The organism is Lactococcus nasutitermitis (assembly GCF_018403765.1).
In the GTDB taxonomy this organism is placed as follows: domain Bacteria; phylum Bacillota; class Bacilli; order Lactobacillales; family Streptococcaceae; genus Lactococcus; species Lactococcus nasutitermitis.
In genome coordinates, this window is record NZ_BOVQ01000002.1 from 160,244 (window position 1) to 179,511 (window position 19,268).

The 19,268-nt window shown below is 37.3% G+C and carries 18 protein-coding genes; 2 read left to right on the top strand and 16 right to left on the bottom strand.

Going from position 1 to position 19,268, the window contains the following annotated elements; genetic code table 11:
- Window positions 1-7 precede the first annotated feature (7 nt).
- The 4 genes from KJS36_RS01250 to KJS36_RS01265 form a co-directional block, all read right to left on the bottom strand.
- On the bottom strand, window positions 8-985 hold the full coding sequence (locus tag KJS36_RS01250) for a competence protein CoiA (protein WP_213533516.1): 978 nt from the start codon (window positions 983-985) through the stop codon (window positions 8-10).
- A 56-nt stretch (window positions 986-1,041) separates the two neighbouring features.
- Window positions 1,042-2,148 carry a YdcF family protein gene (locus KJS36_RS01255; RefSeq protein ID WP_213533518.1) on the bottom strand — a complete coding sequence of 369 codons (1,107 nt, stop codon included), beginning with the start codon at window positions 2,146-2,148 and terminating at the stop codon, window positions 1,042-1,044.
- Window positions 2,149-2,219: 71 nt separating this feature from the next.
- Window positions 2,220-3,248, bottom strand: coding sequence for a hypothetical protein (locus KJS36_RS01260; RefSeq protein WP_213533520.1), 1,029 nt, complete (start codon window positions 3,246-3,248; stop codon window positions 2,220-2,222).
- 82 nt (window positions 3,249-3,330) lie between these two features.
- Window positions 3,331-4,815 carry an NCS2 family permease gene (locus tag KJS36_RS01265; RefSeq protein WP_213533522.1) on the bottom strand — a complete coding sequence of 495 codons (1,485 nt, stop codon included), beginning with the start codon at window positions 4,813-4,815 and terminating at the stop codon, window positions 3,331-3,333.
- Between the two features lie 289 nt (window positions 4,816-5,104).
- Here KJS36_RS01265 and KJS36_RS01270 point away from each other — a divergent pair, with 289 nt between their 5' ends.
- Entirely contained in the window at window positions 5,105-5,920 is an 816-nt protein-coding gene (locus KJS36_RS01270) for an HAD family hydrolase (RefSeq protein WP_213533524.1), read from the top strand.
- 205 nt (window positions 5,921-6,125) lie between these two features.
- Here the strand turns inward: KJS36_RS01270 and KJS36_RS01275 are convergent, their stop codons facing one another.
- Window positions 6,126-6,836, bottom strand: coding sequence for a Bax inhibitor-1/YccA family protein (locus KJS36_RS01275; RefSeq protein ID WP_213533526.1), 711 nt, complete (start codon window positions 6,834-6,836; stop codon window positions 6,126-6,128).
- A 190-nt stretch (window positions 6,837-7,026) separates the two neighbouring features.
- Complete coding sequence (locus KJS36_RS01280; RefSeq protein ID WP_213533528.1) at window positions 7,027-7,536, bottom strand: HD domain-containing protein; 510 nt, start codon at window positions 7,534-7,536, stop codon at window positions 7,027-7,029.
- Window positions 7,537-7,681: 145 nt separating this feature from the next.
- On the opposite strand from KJS36_RS01280, the gene rpsT reads away from it, so the two are divergent.
- On the top strand, window positions 7,682-7,915 hold the full coding sequence (gene rpsT, locus KJS36_RS01285) for a 30S ribosomal protein S20 (protein WP_213533530.1): 234 nt from the start codon (window positions 7,682-7,684) through the stop codon (window positions 7,913-7,915).
- A gap of 158 nt (window positions 7,916-8,073) precedes the next feature.
- On the opposite strand, the gene KJS36_RS01290 is transcribed toward rpsT, so the two are convergent.
- The 10 genes from KJS36_RS01290 to KJS36_RS01335 form a co-directional block, all read right to left on the bottom strand.
- Entirely contained in the window at window positions 8,074-10,170 is a 2,097-nt protein-coding gene (locus tag KJS36_RS01290) for a glucosaminidase domain-containing protein (protein ID WP_213533532.1), read from the bottom strand.
- Between the two features lie 158 nt (window positions 10,171-10,328).
- A complete protein-coding gene (gene recD2, locus KJS36_RS01295; protein WP_213534025.1) occupies window positions 10,329-12,773 on the bottom strand; it encodes an SF1B family DNA helicase RecD2 in 2,445 nt (814 codons plus the stop codon).
- Window positions 12,766-13,371: a histidine phosphatase family protein gene (locus KJS36_RS01300; RefSeq protein WP_213533533.1), complete on the bottom strand. Its 606-nt coding sequence runs from the start codon at window positions 13,369-13,371 to the stop codon at window positions 12,766-12,768. Before KJS36_RS01300 ends, recD2 begins: the two co-directional genes overlap by 8 nt.
- 5 nt (window positions 13,372-13,376) lie before the next feature.
- Complete coding sequence (gene pheA, locus KJS36_RS01305) at window positions 13,377-14,198, bottom strand: prephenate dehydratase (RefSeq protein WP_213533536.1); 822 nt, start codon at window positions 14,196-14,198, stop codon at window positions 13,377-13,379.
- On the bottom strand, window positions 14,195-14,692 hold the full coding sequence (locus KJS36_RS01310) for a shikimate kinase (protein WP_213533538.1): 498 nt from the start codon (window positions 14,690-14,692) through the stop codon (window positions 14,195-14,197). The genes pheA and KJS36_RS01310 overlap by 4 nt, the downstream gene beginning before the upstream one ends.
- Window positions 14,689-15,972, bottom strand: coding sequence for a 3-phosphoshikimate 1-carboxyvinyltransferase (gene aroA, locus KJS36_RS01315; RefSeq protein ID WP_213533540.1), 1,284 nt, complete (start codon window positions 15,970-15,972; stop codon window positions 14,689-14,691). Before aroA ends, KJS36_RS01310 begins: the two co-directional genes overlap by 4 nt.
- A 1-nt stretch (window position 15,973) precedes the next feature.
- Window positions 15,974-16,534, bottom strand: coding sequence for a GNAT family N-acetyltransferase (locus KJS36_RS01320; RefSeq protein ID WP_213533542.1), 561 nt, complete (start codon window positions 16,532-16,534; stop codon window positions 15,974-15,976).
- Window positions 16,527-17,633: a prephenate dehydrogenase gene (locus KJS36_RS01325; RefSeq protein ID WP_213533544.1), complete on the bottom strand. Its 1,107-nt coding sequence runs from the start codon at window positions 17,631-17,633 to the stop codon at window positions 16,527-16,529. Before KJS36_RS01325 ends, KJS36_RS01320 begins: the two co-directional genes overlap by 8 nt.
- 16 nt (window positions 17,634-17,649) lie before the next feature.
- Complete coding sequence (locus KJS36_RS01330; RefSeq protein ID WP_213533546.1) at window positions 17,650-18,537, bottom strand: sensor histidine kinase; 888 nt, start codon at window positions 18,535-18,537, stop codon at window positions 17,650-17,652.
- Window positions 18,524-19,183: a response regulator transcription factor gene (locus KJS36_RS01335; protein WP_213533548.1), complete on the bottom strand. Its 660-nt coding sequence runs from the start codon at window positions 19,181-19,183 to the stop codon at window positions 18,524-18,526. Before KJS36_RS01335 ends, KJS36_RS01330 begins: the two co-directional genes overlap by 14 nt.
- Window positions 19,184-19,268: the final 85 nt, after the last annotated feature.

Genomic DNA, 19,268 nt, shown 5'->3' on the forward strand with positions numbered 1-19,268 from the left:
CACTTCTTTATTTTAATCTGTTTATTATTTTATCATAAAATGCTGGTGGATAAACTTTCTGAGCGCTTTTTTTCTGCCAATTTTCCCAGTAATTTTGATAATAATTTGTCAAATCTTGTGAAATTTGACAAAAATTTTTTTTGACAGAACTGTCAAAAATATTTTCAAGTAAATGAAGTCCAACAGGAGCATAAGTAGGTCTTTCAAAACTTACAGACAATAAATTTTGACCATTTTGATAATATTTTTCTTGCAATTTTAACCATTTTGGATTGCGATGAAAAAGTTGCTGACGAATGTAATGGGATAAATTTTTATCCCTTGTGACAGGAATTGACAAGAGTTTCTGACTTAAAAATGGTAAACGCAAAATTTCTAGTAAATTTCCTTGAAAAAAATTAAATTCTTCTAAGTGAAAAATCACATGTCCTCGGAGATTTTCATGTAGAAGAGATTTTAATCTTATCTTTTCCTGAGCTAAATCACATTCCCAAAAATAAAATCCTCTATTTTTTGAGAAATACATGAGATTTTTCTGAAGTTGCGTTAATGATTTTTTAATCCACAAATCATGTCCCATGAGCCAAATTACTTGATAACCGTGCTTACGATAGTTCTCTGTGCGCTCCCAAAGTCTCTTGATTGATAAATGCGAGCATTGCACTTCGATAGCAATTTTCTCATTTACCAGTAAATCTGGTGTTTGCTCTAGCTCTGGTAAATAATGCTCAATCTTCACTTTTTCCGTCCTAGCAAACCATTTGTAAAGCGCTAATTTCAGTCCCAAATGTTGCGCAGATTCATTTTCTGACCATGAATGACATTCTTTAAGAGAAATATGAGAAAAATGTGGAATTTTGATGTTACCATTTTTTAAACGCACTTCGGAATGACAAGCAGGGCAAAAAAACTTTCCTTTAAGTTGAGAAATTTCTATTTCTAATAAATTTATTAAATTTTTATTTTCATCATGAACAATCAGCATACTCTTATATACGTAAATAAAAATCAAAAGTAACCGAAACTTTTGATTTTTTTTAATTATTTATTCAGTTGATACATGATGCCAACAATAAGCGCAACAATCACAAGGATTGCAACAATCAAGCCAACCCAAATCATGTGCTTTTTGCGTTCATTGTTCATTATCGCAATAAATTCACGTAAGAAAGCTGGCACACGGTAATACATCGCTGTTTTTCCACCTCGTCCTCCTTGCGCATCCAGATTGAGCTGACGAGCAAAAAGGGCCGCACGGAAAACATGATAATCTGAACTAAAGAACAAGAATTTTGCAGTTTCTGTGTTCTGCTCATTTATCTTCTGTGCTGAAAACATGAGATTTTCATAAGTGGTACGTGATTTTTCTTCAAGAATTGTCCGTTCAATCGGAAAATGAAGTTCTTCAACTGCGTAACGTTGCATTGCAAAAGCTTCTGAAATTTTTTCATCGGCTCCTTGACCACCAGAAAATATCAAAATTGTCTGTTCATTTGCTGCATTGACCGCCGCATGAATACGATTGGCAAGGAGTTTTCCGACTTTATCTCCTCCAATCAAGCCTGCACCAAGAACGACATGATAAGCTGCTGATTGTTTGCGCATTCGACGTCCATAAACCCAGCTTGATAAGAAAAATATGAGAAATTGCCAGGAAAGATAGACCGCAAGGATTGGATACGCCCAAGATAACACCCTTAGCCAAAGCCAACTATCAGGTAAATGTCCAATTCTGAGATAGATAGCATCTACAATGAGAAAAATCAGCATAATGATTGGGAGCAGAAGATTAGCCACTGATTTTGACTCACGACGCCACATTCTCACACTTAAAACAATAATCGCAATCGGTAGAAAAATGCCAAATAATATTGGAAAAATCAACAATACGATAACTTCTACAATTAAAGCAATGACTCCGATTTCGCTGAAAGAAACGGCAATATCCGACACACGTAAAATGAGTGCTAAGGCAATAAAGCCATTCAGCGTTATTAAAATTCCGAACAAAAACAGTGCTGTCAATCGTCCTAATTTCAAGGTTCTCAAATCAGATAAATGTCTGCTCCAAAGTCCAAAAAATGTACTTATTCCTGCAAAAAATAATGTAAAAATAAGAAAAGCATAAAGTATTTCTAAATTGTCCATAAGCCAATTTTACCATAAAAATCTCTATTTGTAAGCGAATTATTACAATTTTTTATTGGAACTTTTAAAAATTAAACAGCAGGCGAAAGATAAGTAATGAGCGTTGGCTCTCCTAATGAACTGCTTGTGAACATCAATTTTTCAAATTTAGTAACATTTGATGTTACGGTTGTCTCGTAAGCTGAAACGCTGATTGTTTGCGTTAGCGCTTGTTCTGGCAATTCATATTTTAGATTTACTGTGCCAAGTTTCATGAATATATCGCGGAAAGTAAGTGTTTCTAATCTACTTTTAAGGATTTTCAGATGTCCTGCATCTAATTTTTTTACTGCAAAAAGCTTTGCAAAATCATCTAGTCCATAACTAATATAAGCATTTTTTACTTTTACATTTGAAAAATAAATATCTTTTTTGCTTTTTTTATTTTCCTGATGAAAAGAAAGTGCGAAAACAGCTGATTTTGGCTTGCCAATCTCCACAGTTGCAGGTGTTTGTGGAGAATCGCGTGTTAAATCCACTTGCGCATTATCTGCCACATTTGACCAATTTCCCGCGATTGCTTCTTCAAAATCTTGTCTAAAAGTTGCTCGCTTTGTTTGCCAGATTTTATTGATTGGCTTTATCTGAGTTTCTAATTTTTTAACTTCTGCTGCATTTTTCTTTTCGATGAACTTCGCTTGTGGGGAATTTTTTCGATAAAAAGTTACTTTGCTTTTGATTACCGAATATTCAAAAGAGAGTTCATTTCCAGAACTATCAAAACTGACTTTTTCAGTTCCCATCATTTCACCTGAATACTTTATTTCATGCTTTTTTGCATCATAATGATAGCTCACTTTATTCGCTTGTTGTGTTGCTGTTTTTGGATAAATTCGCTGTGTTTTCGTAAAAATCAAGGTTTTATCTGCAGTTGATTTTTTTGCTCCAAGTACTTCAACTATTTTTTTAGAACTTCCATCTATTTGTGCATAACTCAAAGTAGGTTTTTGCTCCATTAACCATGTTCCAGTGAGCAATTTTGCCTCAGATTGCTTTTTTTGACAGGCTGATAATGATAGAAAACTACTAATAATTATTATTCCAACTATAAATTTTTTCATTTTATTAGTTTAAACTAATGAAAAATGTTTGTCAAACACAAAAAAAGATTTGACAAAACTGTCAAATCTCATTTTTATAAATTTACATATGTAAAATCGCAAAGTTGATGGCAAAGAGAATAGCAACAATCCAAACGACAGCTTTGATTTCCTTTGCTTTACCTGTAAAGAGTTTGACAAAGATATAAGAGATGAAACCAAAGGCAATACCGTAAGAAATCGAATAAGCAAGTCCCATAAAGACAGATGCAAAGAAGGCTGGAATGGCTTCGCCAAGGTCTGTCCAATTGAGTTCTTTAAACGAACCGAGCATCATCATACCAACGATAATCAAGATAGGTGCTGTTGCTTGTGTTGGTACAATTCCAACAAGTGGCAAGAACAATGTCGAAATCGCAAACAAAATCGCAATCACAACGGAAGTCAAACCAGTTCGTCCACCAGCACCGATACCGGCAGCAGATTCAACATAAACAGTTGTATTTGATGTTCCAAACATTGCACCGATTGGGGTGGCAATCATATCAGCAAACAAGGCTTTATCCATCTTAGATGAGAAACCGTGAGATGTTTCCATTTCAGCGAAATCTTTATCTGTGAAAATTCCTGTGCGACGACCAGTACCGATAAATGTACCGATTGGGTCAAAGATTGACGTCAATGAAAAGGCAAGAATTGTCATCAAGACTTCAAAAATTTTATTTGAGCTAGAGAAAAGTGAAAGCATTCCTGGTTTTCCAAAGGCTGCAAGGAAAAGAGCAGGTTGTTTATCTGTGCCGACAAACATTTGTTTGAAAGCAATCGCTGGATTATTATTTGCAAATAAGTGGTCCCAGTCAATAGATTGAAGTTGGAAAGCATTTGGATGAGCAGAAGCTGCGTGAGGTACGAAACTAATAGCCAGCAAATAAATCACAGTGGTTGCGATGATTGAAAGAATAACACCACCTTTAAACTTCTTCAAAACGAAGAACATTGTGATAATTAAACCAATAATTGCAACAATAACTCCTGGTTGGTTGAAAGCAGAAAGTCCGGGAACGATAGATGAATCTGTCGTAATCGTGCCAAAATCATTATGATATGTGCCAGGGTCTGCGATAAATTGGAGCAGTCCAGAGTTTTTAATCCCAATATAAGCAATAAATACACCGATACCACCACCAATAGCGTGTTGCAAACTTTGTGGGATACCAAGAATAATTTTCTTACGAAGTGATGTGAAGGTAATCACGATATTGACAATACCGCAAATGAAAACCATAGCGAGCGCTTCTTGCCATTTGTAACCGAGACTGAGGACGACTGTATAAGCAAAGAATGCGTTAAGTCCCATTCCTGGCGCAAGTGCGTAAGGAACATTTGCAATCAGCCCAATCGCCAGAGTACCAACGATAGAAGCAATAATAGTGGCTAGAAAGACTGCCTGTTGTGGCATTCCTGTCGAGCCTAAAACAGCAGGATTAACGAATAAAATGTAAGACATTGCAAAGAATGTCGTCAAACCAGCCATGATTTCACGGCTCACAGTTGTGCCGTTTTCTTCAAGTTTGAATAACTTGTTCACGAAAAAGTTCTCCTTTTAATAAAAAGTTGTATGCTGTGCGTTTTTACAGCACACGTCATAAAATATAAAGTATTTTTGAGCAAAAATACCCTATCTATTTCTAATTTTAAACAGTTTCAGTTAAGTTCACAAGAATTTTTGAAGAGTTTGGATTAAAATGCTGTTTATTGTTCGGAAATGGCAGATAAATATTCTGAAAGCGCATGAAATGTTCGCAGAATGTGACTTATGTTATAATAGGAAAAGATATTCAATTTTGATGAATGAAAAAATTTGATAAAGGGATTTTATGAATAAGAAACTGATTGCGATTGATTTGGATGGAACGACTTTGCAGAGTGATGGACGTTCGGTCAGTCGTTACACAAAGTATGTTTTTAAACAAGTTGAGGCGCTCGGACACGTGATTTCTATCACAACTGGTCGTCCTTTTCGCATGGCTTTGCCGATTTATCGAGAGCTTGAGCTGAAAAGTCCGATGATTAACTTTAATGGCGCTCTCATTTCCATGCCGCATAATCGCACTTGGGAACATACGAAAGCTTATTATATTGACCGCTCTTTTATATTTGATTTGTTGCGGCATCAGCAAAATTTTGATTTGGAATATTTTGCTGTGGAATATCGGCGAAAATTTTTCTTGAATACTTTTCGCAATGTGCCAACAGATGTTTTTGGAGTGGAAAGTTTTCAACCTTACAATCGTTTGCGTGTTGACCGCGTGACTGAAAATCCCCATGCTGTGCTTCTTTCAACGCGAGTAAAGGATAAGTTTCGTTTGGCAAAGGAAATGCAAGAACATTATAATGGGAAAATTCATGTGAGTGGTTGGGGCGGTCCAAATGGGATTTTGGAAGTCGTTCCGAAGGGAATTAGCAAAGCTTCTGGACTGAAACATTTACTCAAAGCACTTGATATTCCTGTTGAAGATTTGATTGCTTTTGGTGATGAACACAATGATATCGAGATGTTTGAGCTGGCACACACAGGTTATGCGATGAAAAATGCTTCAAAACTTTTGATACCTTATGCGAGCAAAATTCTTCCTTGGACAAATGATGAAGATGGTGTTGCACATCAACTTGAAGAACTTTTCTTAAAATAATGTAAAAAATATTTTTGACAGTTTTGTCAAAAATATTTTGATGAAAATTTATCACTCTGATTTTTTTGACAGAACTGCCGTAGGGGCTAGAGAATTTATTCTCAGCCTTCTCGGACAGAGTGAACTTATAACGACGAAGTTGTAAGTTTGTATCTCTGTCAAAAAATTTAAAATAAAAAATCATGAGAATCTCATGATTTTTTTACTAATTACGACTGTTTCCGCCAAATCCGAAGATACGAAGTAGGAAGAGGAACAAGTTGAGGAAGTCAAGATAGAGTGACAGAGCCATTGAAATTGCCCAGCCATCTGTGTTGCCGACTTGATTATAAACTTGCTCAATTTTTTGATTGTCATAAGCAATCAAGCCTGAGAAGACGATAACGCCGATGAATGATGAGAAGTACATAATCGCTGGACTTTGGAAGAAAAAGTTCAACAGACCTGCGATAATCAATCCCCAAACACCTGCTATCATTGCTTTTCCCATACCTGTGAGATTGCGTTTTGTCGTCCGACCATAAACAGAAAGTCCAAAGAACATTGCACCAGCTGTGACGAAAGCAAGTGTAATATCTGTCGCCGTGTACATAATCAACGTAAAGCTAATCAAAAAGCCCATAAACGCTGAATAGAGAATGAACATTGGCAGAGCAGCAGATGAGTTTTTCATTGCTGAACGTTGCATTGGCACCACCATGAAGAGCGGAATGAGCCACAAGAGCAGGAAACCAAAGTTTCCCGAACTTTGCAAAATAGTTACCATATTTCCTGAGAAGAAACGAATCATGATGAAACTAACAAGCGCCGAAACCAGCACACCTGCGCCCATCAAGCCGTAAATTTTATTGAAGAAAGCATTTAAGCCATCTTGTCGTTGGTCAAAAATGACGTCGTTTTGGTCAAAATTATTCATGCCAAATCTCCTTTATTGTTTTCTTACTTCTATTTTACCAAAAAATATCAAAAATGCGATACATCTTAGGTCTGATTTTTTTATTTCTAATGAAAAAGCTCGCCATTATATGAGAACGGCAAGCTTTCCTTCCCACTTGAGCATAAGGCTCAAGTCCAATGATGGCGAGAGAAGTTTTACAAAATAAAAATTATGAAGTAAAATATGGGAGCCTTTTTAAATGTTTCCGGCGATTCCATTTGAATTTTGCCGTTGTTTTACCTTCTTGCATGGCGACATAATCGTCCACAAAAGTAACGATAAAACTTTCTTTGTAGCGTGGCGGAGCAAGCGTTGCGCCCCACATATGCTTGATGATAATGTCTTTTTCAAGTGGCGAAATTGTCGTCAATTTGCAGGCATTACGATAAGCAATTCTTGGATGGACATAAGCATGACTTTTGGTGAATTTTGTATCGCGCCAATCGTAGTAAAACAAATCATGGAAAAGTCCTGCACGTGCTGTTGCTTTGGCATTTAAACCATGTTTTTTCGCAATCACATAGCTCATGTAACTTACTTTGAGACAATGTTGCAAACGCGTTGATGTATAGTGATGTACAATACTGTCGAGTTTTTTCAACTCTGGCATTTCGAGAAAATGGCCCACGTAGCTCATATATTCGGCATCGCGAAACCAAGGTTCATTATCTAAGTTCATAAGTATGATTATAGCACTTATTTTTTATTTGTAAATACGATACGCAAATTTTTTTGACAAAGCTGTCAAAAAATACTATCAACAGTTTACAAAACGAGATTTTTCCTGTATAATTGATAGGTAATAAAAAAATTAGGAGGACAATATGGCTAACATTAAATCTGCAATCAAACGCGCTGAATTAAATACAATCGCTAACAAACGCAACTCAGAACAAAAATCTGCAATGCGTACTGCTATTAAAAAATTTGAAGCTGCTCCAACTGAAGAAACTTTCAAAGCTGCTTCATCTGCTATTGATAAAGCAAAAACAAAAGGTCTCATCAAAGCAAACAAAGCTGCTCGTGATAAATCTCGTTTATCAGCTAAACTTGCTTAAAAATCTTGTCAAAACTGACAAGATTTTTTTGATAGTTCTGTTAAAAAAACATGGATGCAAAAATCTGTGTTTTTTCTTATTATTTTTTTGACAAAACTGTCAAAAATTTTTACAAACAAAAAATCTTGTCAAAACTGGCAAGATTTTTTTGATAAGATTTATTTTGTCAAAGTGACAAATGTTGTGTCTGAATTTGCAGTAAGATTTGTTCTCACGTGTCCCCAAATTCCAAGATAATTACCTTCAGCAATATTGAATGTACCATCTGGATTGACCGCAGTGACAACTGCAACGTGACCGTAAGCTGGTGATGAACCAAATGAACCACCAGCAAAGGATACAATATCTCCAGCGTGTGGTTTACCGTCTGCTTTATAACCATAACCAATCATGCTCGCTACCCAATCTTGACCGTTGCCCAAGTTATTTGGCAAAGCAAGTCTGTGATTTGAGTTGTCATAAACATATTGCCAAGCATAAGCCGTACATTGACCATCAGGATAAGGATTGTTGCTCATATAAGCACCATCAAGATTTTTACTTAATAAAACTGTATTCTGTGGCTCTACTAGATTTCCCTTGAAAATCGTTGATTCCCATTGAATAGCACCTTTTGTTTTTGTCACAACAGGTGCCACACGACGAACCGCCGTGACTGTCGCACCAGATAAAGCTGTCAATACCGCTTTTGTGCCGCTATTTACACTTGTTACTTGTTCAACGTAACCATTTCCGACATATAAACCATAAGCGACTTGATTGTCAGCTGTTGTATAGTAAACAATATCCCCAGGAATTAAGCTCGCATCTTTAGAAACAAGTTTAGTATTTGTGACTGCGCCATTAGCATCTGCTACATTAGCACCCAACTTGATATTCAAGGCTTGTACATAGCTATCACTAATCAATGCTGCTGTATCTTGATAAGTAGTTGCTACATTAAGTTTACCAGTTGCATAACCCAAAAGTCTAACAGTTGTGTCCAAAGCTGGATTCACTGACTTGAAAGTTTTAATCGTCACTTTCGTTGTAGGATCATCAACAAAATTGTACTGCACACCAGAAATTCCTGCTCCAGTTGCTTTTACATTGGCATTTGTCGCATAAGTTGTTTCAGAAGTTGATTGAGGCGTAACTGCCTGATACTGTGCTTGCGCATAGTTTGTATCATAATCATAATCTGTCAAACCGTAAGCTTGAATAATATTCTGAACTTTAGAAACATAATCCGTATCTGTCGCATAACCACCAGCTTTAATCGCCTTCAGCGCATCTTCATAGTTGCCAGCTTTTGCCTTTGTGGCATCTTGATAATGTGAAGAAATCAAATCTGCATATTGAATAAGTGCTTCAGTTGTCGAAGGGTAAGCTGCAAAATCTGCAGAAATCGTATAACTTCTACCAGTTGAAGTCTGCTCTTCTGTATTAAATGTCGCACTCTTACCGTGATAAGAACCTTTGACACCAAATAAATTGTTATCTTGCGCTGCCAACTGAGAATTTCCACTACCAGATTCCAAAATCGCTTGTGCAATCATGACTGAAGCATAAATTCCTTTGTTACGTGCGATAATCCGAGATTGTTCTCCGATTTGCGCAATAAATGCTTCCGTAGAAGAATTGACCGTCACAGCATTAACTGCCGTTCCATTTTCAGGAATCAATGATGTACTTGACGAATATTGTGATGCTGCTCCTTCAATAGCTCGTGCTGTACTTGGAGCTAAAGTGCTGACACTCTGTTTAGGTGCAACACTGGCAGACTTAGCTTGTGAAGAAGCCCCAGAACTTGCCACACTTGATGTTACAGAGGATACAGCACTTGAGGCAGAGGATGAACTTGCGCTAGAATTTGAATTTGTCGCACTAGAGCTTGGGGCTGCCGAACTTGAACTTGGTGCGCTAGAGCTTGATTCCATAGCAGATGAACTTGAATTTCCCGCAGATGAAGCACTTGAAGCCTCAGAACTTTGTGAGGAAGCACTACTTGAAGTCTCTGTCGATGACGACGTTGCATTTGATGATGCAGCACTACTATTATCCGTAGCTGCTTGAGAACTTTCGGCTATTGCATCAGAAGTTACTGTATCTGCTGGTGCAGTTGTTGCGGTTGTCACATCAGCAAAAGCAGGTAAGCCTGTTTGAGCAAGTAACAACACTAAGGCGATACTAGAATATAATTTTTTGTTTTTCATTGAAGCGTTCATTTGATTTTCATAATACTTTATTTCATGTTTAGAGATATAACGGCTCATGAATTATTTTCCTTTGCTGTGTTTTTGAACCACCCATTTAGAGCTGTTCATATTTTATTATATTCTTTTTTTGTTAATTTTTCAACCCATTTATTACTCATTTTCATCACTGAGATTTCAATTCTCTCCTCTTCGTAATGCTTTCGCTTTCATTTTTCTTATCTTGTAAAAATTGAAAAATTTTTATCTACCAATCCTATTAAAGGGTCGATTCCCCCTGAAGCTATCAAACGAGCTGTCAGCACATTTTCTTCCACCATTTCATCATCAAATAATGAAATTTCTTCTTTTACGTCATTTTTTGAGTGATTATCTGCTTTTTGATGGCTTATTTTATTTTTGACAGAACTGTCAAAAACTACTGGCTCTGTTTTTTCAGAAAAATCATCGCCAAAGCGCTCTATCAGATAAGTCTTCCGATTGGAACCTTCACGTGCGACCGCCATTGAAAATGCACGCTGTTCCCCAAGCAAAATCAAACTCTGTTTCGCCCGTGTCACAGCTGTGTAGAGAAGATTGCGCTCCAACATCCGCGAATAACTTGTTACCATTGGCACTACCACAGTCGAAAATTCCGAACCTTGCGCCTTGTGAATAGACATCGCATAAGCCAGCGTAATCTTGTACCATTCAGCACGTGGATAGCTCAGTTCCTGCCCATCAAAATCCATGAAAATCTCATCTTGCTTGCTATCCGTATATTTCCCAGCCACAAGCTCAGTGATTGTTCCCAAATCACCATTAAAAATATTCGCCTCCGCATTATTTACCAAATGCAAAACCTTATCACCCTCGCGAAACTTCATCTCCTTGAAAGCAAATTCCGAACGTTTTTCCAGCGGATTAAATAAATCTTGCAACAAGATATTCATCGCATCTATCCCAGCAACACCTTTATACATTGGCGCCAAAATTTGCAATTCAAAAGGATTATTCCCACGTTTTTTCCATGCTCCAGCAATTTGCCCCACCAAACGTGCCACATCACCAGACCGCGCTTCAAAATAAGAACGGTCTGCTTGCCGTGCTGTAAAATCATTCGGAAGTTGCCCATCTTTTATCGCATGAGCCAATTCTGTAATCGTAGAACCCGAATTTTGCCGAAAAATCTTATCCAATTTGACCGATGAAATACTCTCAATCCGCAGTAAATCAGCAAAAACTTGACCCGGTCCAACCGAAGGCAACTGGTCCGCATCGCCAACCAGCAAGACTTTCATTGACCCTGGAATTGCCTGAAAAAGCTTATTGGCAAGCCAAGTATCAACCATTGAAAACTCATCAACTATCAACAAAGAACCTGACAATTCATTACTAAAATCGTCCATTCCATCATCATCTGTATTCAATCCCAGATGCCGATGCAAAGTAGCCGCAGGAAGTCCCGTCAGCTCATTCATTCTCCGAGCCGCCCGCCCCGTTGGTGCCGCAAGTAATATCGGAAAGAGGTCATCATTATAATGTGTCACATCCAAATCAATTTGATTCAAACGTGCATAAGTCTCAATAAAACCATTGATAATCGTCGTTTTCCCAGTTCCAGGTCCACCAGTCAAAATAAAGAATTGATGATTCATCGCCCCAAGAATTGCCTCTTTTTGCAAATCATCATAGTGAATATCAAGCTCTTTTTCCACTTCTGACAGAACTGTCAAAACTTTTTCATCATCAAAATCACGTCCAACACGTTTTGACAAAGCTGTCAAACTTTTTTTAATCCCCTCCTCAGCAAAATACAGAGAATTTTCAAAAATTTTCGTTTCTTCCTGCTGAATTTTCCCATCCAGCAGCAAAGCATTGATTTCCTCAGCCACATCTGTTGACTGCACTTCAACATTTCGCGAACTCTCCAACAACTCAATCGTCCGCTCCAACAACTCTTTTGCCTCCAGATAAGTATCGCCAGTTTCTTGGGGCTGTGTATTGACTACGTGCATCAGCCCAGCCCGATAACGTTCACGACTATCCGCCGCAATCCCCAGTTCCTGCGCAATTTTATCTGCCGTTTTAAACCCAACACCTTTGACATCCTCCACCAGCTGATAAGGATTGTCATTCACGCGCTCCAAAGTTTGCTCTTTATAAAGCTCGTAAATCTGAAAAGTCAATTTACTAGATAAACCATATTCCGCCAATTTCGCCAGAATTTTTTCCATCCCATGATTTTCTTGTAAGTGTTTCACAAAACTATTTTTTGCCGCACCAGTCAACAAACCAGAAAGTTCATCTGGATGCTCCAAAATACTATCCACCGTATTATCAGGAAATCGCTCAACAATCTTCTCCGCTGTTTTTTTCCCAACACCAGGAAATTTATCACTCGAAAAATACTTGATAAGCCCCGCTTTACTCGTTGGTACAGACTTTTCATAACTCTCAACCAGCAACTGTTCGCCATATTTCGGGTGTGTCGTCAACTTGCCATAGAAAGTATAATTATCCCCTTCAACAACATCGCCAATCGTCCCAGTCACGACAATCTCACTGTCCTCGTAGTCCGCATTACTATCCGTGATTTCAAGCAATAAAACCTTGTAAAAATTACTCGCATTACTAAAAAAAATCGCAGCAATTTCACCAGTAAAATAAAGTTTTTCATTCATCATAAGATTTATTCCAAGTCAGCATCCGAAAATGTTCTCTTTCCTCATCTGCTTCCAGTACGGTCACTGTATTATTTTCCAACCCACCCTCTTCACGGATTTTCTCAACTGGAATTCCCACCAAATGACGCACGCCAGCTGTACCACTTGCTCCATGACCAATTAAAAGTACATTATGAAAAGGACTATGCAATAACTCACGCGCCAAACTTTCCCAACGTTTCAATACACTTTCCACAGACTCAGCACCAAAACTTGAGCCATCAAACTTTTCCAATTCAAAACGCGAATAGTGCATTTGTTCTGGCTCTTTTGCAATCGCTTCTGTAATCAAATTTCCCTCCAACTCACCAAAATTCCATTCAGCAAGTCGTTTGTCAGGTTTCACAGGCAAATCCGTCAGCAAATGCGCCGTTGTCATCGCCCGTTTTTGTGGACTTGACAGCACTTCATCAAAAGAAACATCTTCTAAAACCTTACGCACTCGCTTGACTGAAGCAACCGACTCAGAAAGTAAAGGTGAGTCTCCTTTTTGACCTTGCAAGCGTCTTTCCAAATTCCACTCTGTTTTTCCATGTCGCACAAAATAAATTCTCATCTTATTTAAGCCTCATAAACATTATAATTTCCCAATAAACGTACCGTAACACCCAAACTTTGCAGTTCCTCTAACGCATAAACAATCTTCTCATCAGCTACTAAGTCAATGATAAAAAAATACTCACCCAATATCGTTTTCAACGGACGTGACTCAATTTTAGTCATATCAATTCCGCGCCAAGCAAAAACAGAAATAGCCTTATGCAACGCTCCAGGCAGATTTTCTGGCAAAGTCAACGCTAAACTCACTTTCTTTTCCAGCTCTAACAAATTGTCCACTTTCGGTGCAACTTCACCTAAAATCCAAAAACGAGTATTATTGTCCTTAACATCCTGCACATTTTCTGCCAAAACTTCCAAACCATAGATTTCAGCCGCCTCATAGTTCGCAACCGCCGCAAAAGCTTCATCCGCATGATTTTTAACAAATTCAGCAGCGCTCGCCGTACTATCTGTAATTTCCAGTTTTGCTTGCGGATAGTTTTTCATCAGAAAATTCCGAGTTTGCGCCAAAGCTTGTGGATGCGAATAAATTTTTTCAATTTCCCGTGTTTTTGATGTCACCAGCACATTCTGCGAAATAGACAAAACAACTTCCGCCACCACTTTCGCCCGACTTTTATGAAAAAGTGTATCAATCGCCAGATTTACTGTCCCCTCAATACTGTTTTCAATCGGAATCAAAGCAAAATCACATAATTTCTTATCATAAGCCGTAATAACCTCAGAAATAGTCCCCAAAGCCAATAAATTTTCAGCAGGAAAAGCTGCCTTAGCCGCCATATGAGAAAATGAACCTACAGGTCCAAGATAAGCAATGTTCATTCTTTTTGTCCTTTCTGCCAGTCAAAGATTATCTGAGCAATTTCTTCTGGACTTTTATCCGCCACTTCCACCGTCAAATCAGCCAATCCTTGATAACTTTTTTTCCTTTTTTCATAAAGCTTTTCAACTATTTCTGCCCCATTTTGCGCCAAAGGACGTACATTTTTCTTATCTGCATTGATACGTTGCCACAAACTTGAAAAATTCGCCTTCAGATAAACAACTTCTGATTGCAAAGCTAAAAGTTCTCGATTTTCTGGACTTTCAACTATTCCACCACCTGTCGCAATCACACCCCCTGAGTCAATAAGTTCACTAAACACCTGATGTTCAACAACACGAAATTCAGCTTCACCAAACTTTTCAAAAAATTGTGCAATCGGCATCCCAATTTTTCGCACAATTTCCAAGTCCAAATCAACATAATTTTCCGACAAAACACCTGCCACAGTTGATTTTCCAGACCCCATAAATCCAATCAAAATAAGTGTCATTTTGCTAACTCATCCAAATCTTTAAAGAAACTAGGATAACTCGTGTTAATCGCTTCACTACGTTCAAGTTCAACCTCTTCATCACTCAAAAGCGCTGCAATAGCTACCATCATTCCAATCCGATGGTCCCCAAGTGTGTTGAGCTTTGCTCCGTGTAGAGCTGTTTTCCCATGAATAATCATTCCATCATCCGTTGGTGTAATATCTGCTCCCATTGCATTCAAAGCATCCGCAACAACAGCAATTCTATCTGTTTCTTTCACTTTTAACTCTTGTGCATCGCGAATAATCGTATCTCCCTCAGCCTGCGTTGCCAACAAAGCAATGATTGGCAATTCATCAATCAAGCGAGGAATCAAATCTCCAGAAATTTCTGTTCCATGAAGTTCAGAAGTCCGCACAATCATCGTTGCCGATTTCGCCACATCATCACGGTCTGTCAATGCCAGCGCGCCTCCCATTGCCGAAATAACATCCAAAATTCCCGTTCTTGTCTCATTGATACCAACATTTTTCAAAAGGACTTCACTATTTGGAACAATTAAACCAGCAACTAACCAGAAAGCTGCCGAAGAAATATCTCCCGGCACTGTCACTTCTTGTCCAACCAGTTTTTGCCCACCAGGGACAAGAATTGTTTTCCCAGAAACTGAGATTTCTCCTCCAAATTGTAGCAACATATCTTCTGTATGATTGCGCGTTTGCTCTTTTTCAACAATTCGCGAAACGGCAGATTTATCTGTCTGTAAGGCCGCAAAAATCAATGCTGACTTGACTTGAGCAGAAGCCACAGGCAATTTATAATCAATTTCCGTTAAACCTTTCGTCCCTTTTATGTCAAGAGGTAATAAATCCCGCTCTGTTTGACCAGAAATATCCGCTCCCATCATCCGCAAAGGTTTTGTAATACGGTCCATTGGACGTTTAGAAAGTGAATCATCACCAAACATCTTCGTTTCAAAAGGTAATCCAGCCAAAATACCAGAAATCAAACGTGTAGAAGTGCCAGAATTTCCCATATCAAGCGCTGTTTTAGGTTCTTTCAATCCCTCAAATCCATGACCTTCAATCTTGACAATATCGCCATTATCCTCAATCTCAACACCCATCGCCCGAAAAGCTGCCATTGTTGAGAGTACATCCTCGCCACGTAAAATATCGTGTACCGTTGTCGTTCCGTGCGCAATCGCACCAAACATAATACTCCGATGAGAAATAGATTTATCTCCAGCTATTTTCACTTCCCCACGTAAAGCTTGTACATTTATTTTTAATTTCATTCTATTTCTCCTTTATTTTTTCAAAATCTTTTCTTGTTATCGCATAATAATCCGACAAGAAAGATACTTCTCTGATTGACACATAAAATTTTCCCAAATATGTCATCCCAATTTTTTCCATCACACGTTTTGATTTTCTATTTTCTACAAAAGTGCTTGCAGTGAGAACCAAAAGTTTTAACTTTTCAAATGCAAAATTTCGCAAACAAGTAGCTACTTCTGGCATCACGCCTTTTCCCCAAAACTTATGATTAAGCATCCAGCCCAATTCGCCCTGGTCACCATTGATGTGAATTTCGATATGTCCTATGATTTTTTGACTGACTCTATCCTCTATTCCCCAAATAATTAACTGATTAGGAATCATCCATTTAGCAATCATCTGCTCAACTTCTTCTATACTGTTTTTCTTTGTTGTTCCAGTATTTTGAACAACTTCCTCATCTCCCCAATAATCAAAAATATCTTGACTATCTGCTAGAATGATTTTTCTTAAAATGAACCTTTCCGTCTGTAAGATTTCATTTTTAGCCAAAATAAGCTGTTGTTCTGCCTCAGTCATCTTGTTCTCCTTCAACCTCAAAGTCCGTAGCAAACTCAATCATTTCACGCGCACGCGACAAATCTTTTTCAGTCTTAAATGAAATCTGCAACTGTCCATGAATGTCTTCTCGATTTTCCTCATTGATTTTGATATTGACAATCGAAATATCTTGCAAAAGCGCCAAAATCCGCAAAATTACACCTTTTTCATCAGGAATTGAGACATATAAATCATAAAAACTAGGAATTGCACCTTTTCCTTTGAGAATTTCCATATGCTGTCGGATGATTTTTCCATTTTCAAAAAACTCTTTGATTGCTTGCTCATCTTTTTCTGATATTTTTTGAGAAATAGTGTCAAGTTGCTGTTTAAAATCTTCTATCCTACCCAAAATTTCTTCAGGATTTGACAACAACACACTTGTCCACATGATACTGTCTGCCTCAGCAATTCGTGTCATATCTCGAAAACCGCCCGCTGCCAAATGCTTCACCAAAGGATGATTTTTCGCATAATCATCAGACTGCTGAACAAGACTTGAAGCCAAGATATGAGGAAAATGTGAGACTTGACTCGTTACCTGATCATGCTCTTTTGGTTCAACAATGATAAACTTTGCGTGCAATCCTGATAATAATTCCTGTAAATCTTCGTTTTTTTCCGTCAATACATAATAAGCATTTTCAAAAAGATTAACATCTGCTGCTAAAACACCTGATTTGTGCGAACCTGCCATTGGATGTCCGCCGACAAAAGTCACATTTTTCCCTTTAAAAACTTCTTTTGCTTTTAGCATAATTTCAGTTTTTGTTGAGCTGGTATCTGTTATCAACACATTTTTTTTCAAATCAAGCTGACTAAGAGCTTCCATATAATCTAAAGTTGCTTGGATTGGAACAGCAAGCAAGATAATACCTGCCTGTTCAGCTACATTTAATTCGTTAACTTTTTCATCAATAATCCCAGCTTCTAAAGCGATATCCAGTGTTTCTGCCCTATCTAAACCTAAGATATGAACATCTGGATGTTCTCTCTTAATACCAAGAGCTACAGAACTTCCAATAAGCCCCAAGCCAATAATCATTATTTTTTCCAATTTTTTCTCCTTGAAGCTCATTAAAATCTCTTGTTCTTTATTCTATCATTTTCTTTACTGTCACGCTTGTTCCACTACCGACTTGCGAATCAATATCTATGCTAAACTCTAATTTGTCAAATATCATTTTAGTAAGATAAAGCCCTAATCCTGTTGATTTTTGCTGGATGCGTCCGTTATAACCCGTGAAACCATGTTCAAAAAGTCTAGGTAAATCCTCAGCTAAAATCCCAATTCCTGTATCTTGAATAATGATTTCTTCTGGAGAAATATGCAAAGTCACACTTCCAGTTTTAGTATATTTCACAGCATTATTGATAAGTTGCTCAAGCCCCAAGCTAAACCAGCGTTTGTCACTTGTAACCATCCAATCTTCTGTCATATCAAAATTTACAGATAATTGTTTTTGAATAAAAAATGTACTATATTTTTTTATCAGTTCTTTAGAAAGTGCCATTACAGAGAATTTTTCAAAGCGGAAATCCGTTGATAAGTTTGTGATTCGTTGATATTCTAGTAGGATTTTTAAATAGTTTTCTAATGAAAAAACTTGGGCTTGCAGTTCTTCTGTATTAACTTGTGTTTGAACCATCAAATCAATCGCTGATAATGGAACTTTCATTTGATGTGACCACACGCGAATAATATCTGTAAACTCCTTATCAGCAAGTTCTTTCTTTTCAATTTGCTCATGCAATTCTTTATTTTTTTCAATCAAATTTTCCATTTTTTCTTGCAATGATTTCCAATGAAAATAGGAAGAAATGATATAGATGATATAAATAATCAACGCAAATAAACTGCTATTAAGCAGCGTCCAGATTGGCAAATGCCAGAGCAAAAAGCTCACAATATAAATTCCCAAAATAAAGAGAAAAACAATGATTTGAGGTAATTTTGCTCGTAAAAACTTAAACCAAAGCATAGCCAGTTCCTCTTTTTGTTACGATATGCACATCAAACTCAATCATTGCTAACTTTTTTCTAAGACGTGCAATTTTGACATTCAAAGTATTGATATCAATAAATTCTTCAGTTTGCCAAAGTTCTTGCAAAATCTTTTCTTTACTGACAGTTGCACCATTTTCACGGAACAGTAATGTCAATATTTTTGTTTCAGAAATTGTTAGTTCAATTTGGTCTCCTGATTTACGTAATATATTTTCAGTCAACGAAAATCCTGCAAATTCTAACTTTTCTGCACCTGAAAAAGTATAAGAACGTCGTAAAAGCGCCTTAATTTTGGCATTTAAGATTTCTAAAGAAAAAGGTTTCGTTACAAAATCATCTGCGCCTTGATTCATCGCAGTCACTTGATTCATATCATCACTTGATGAGGATATGAAAATAATAGGAATTTGCGACATTTTTCTCAATTCACTTGTCCAGTAAAATCCACTGTAAAAAGGTAAGCCAATATCCATCAAAACTAAATCAGCTCCAAACTCTAGGATTTCTTGTTTAATCGCCCGAAAATTCATAGGGCTTCTCACTAAAAAGTCATTTTCCAATGATAATTTTAATGCTTTAACAATCGTTTCATCATCTTCAACAATAAAAATTTTGTTCATAATTTCATTATATCATTTCCATTTCGTCAGGTTCAACTGCCAACTAGATTTAGAGCAATAAAAAAAGAATTCAGCTCTGAATTCT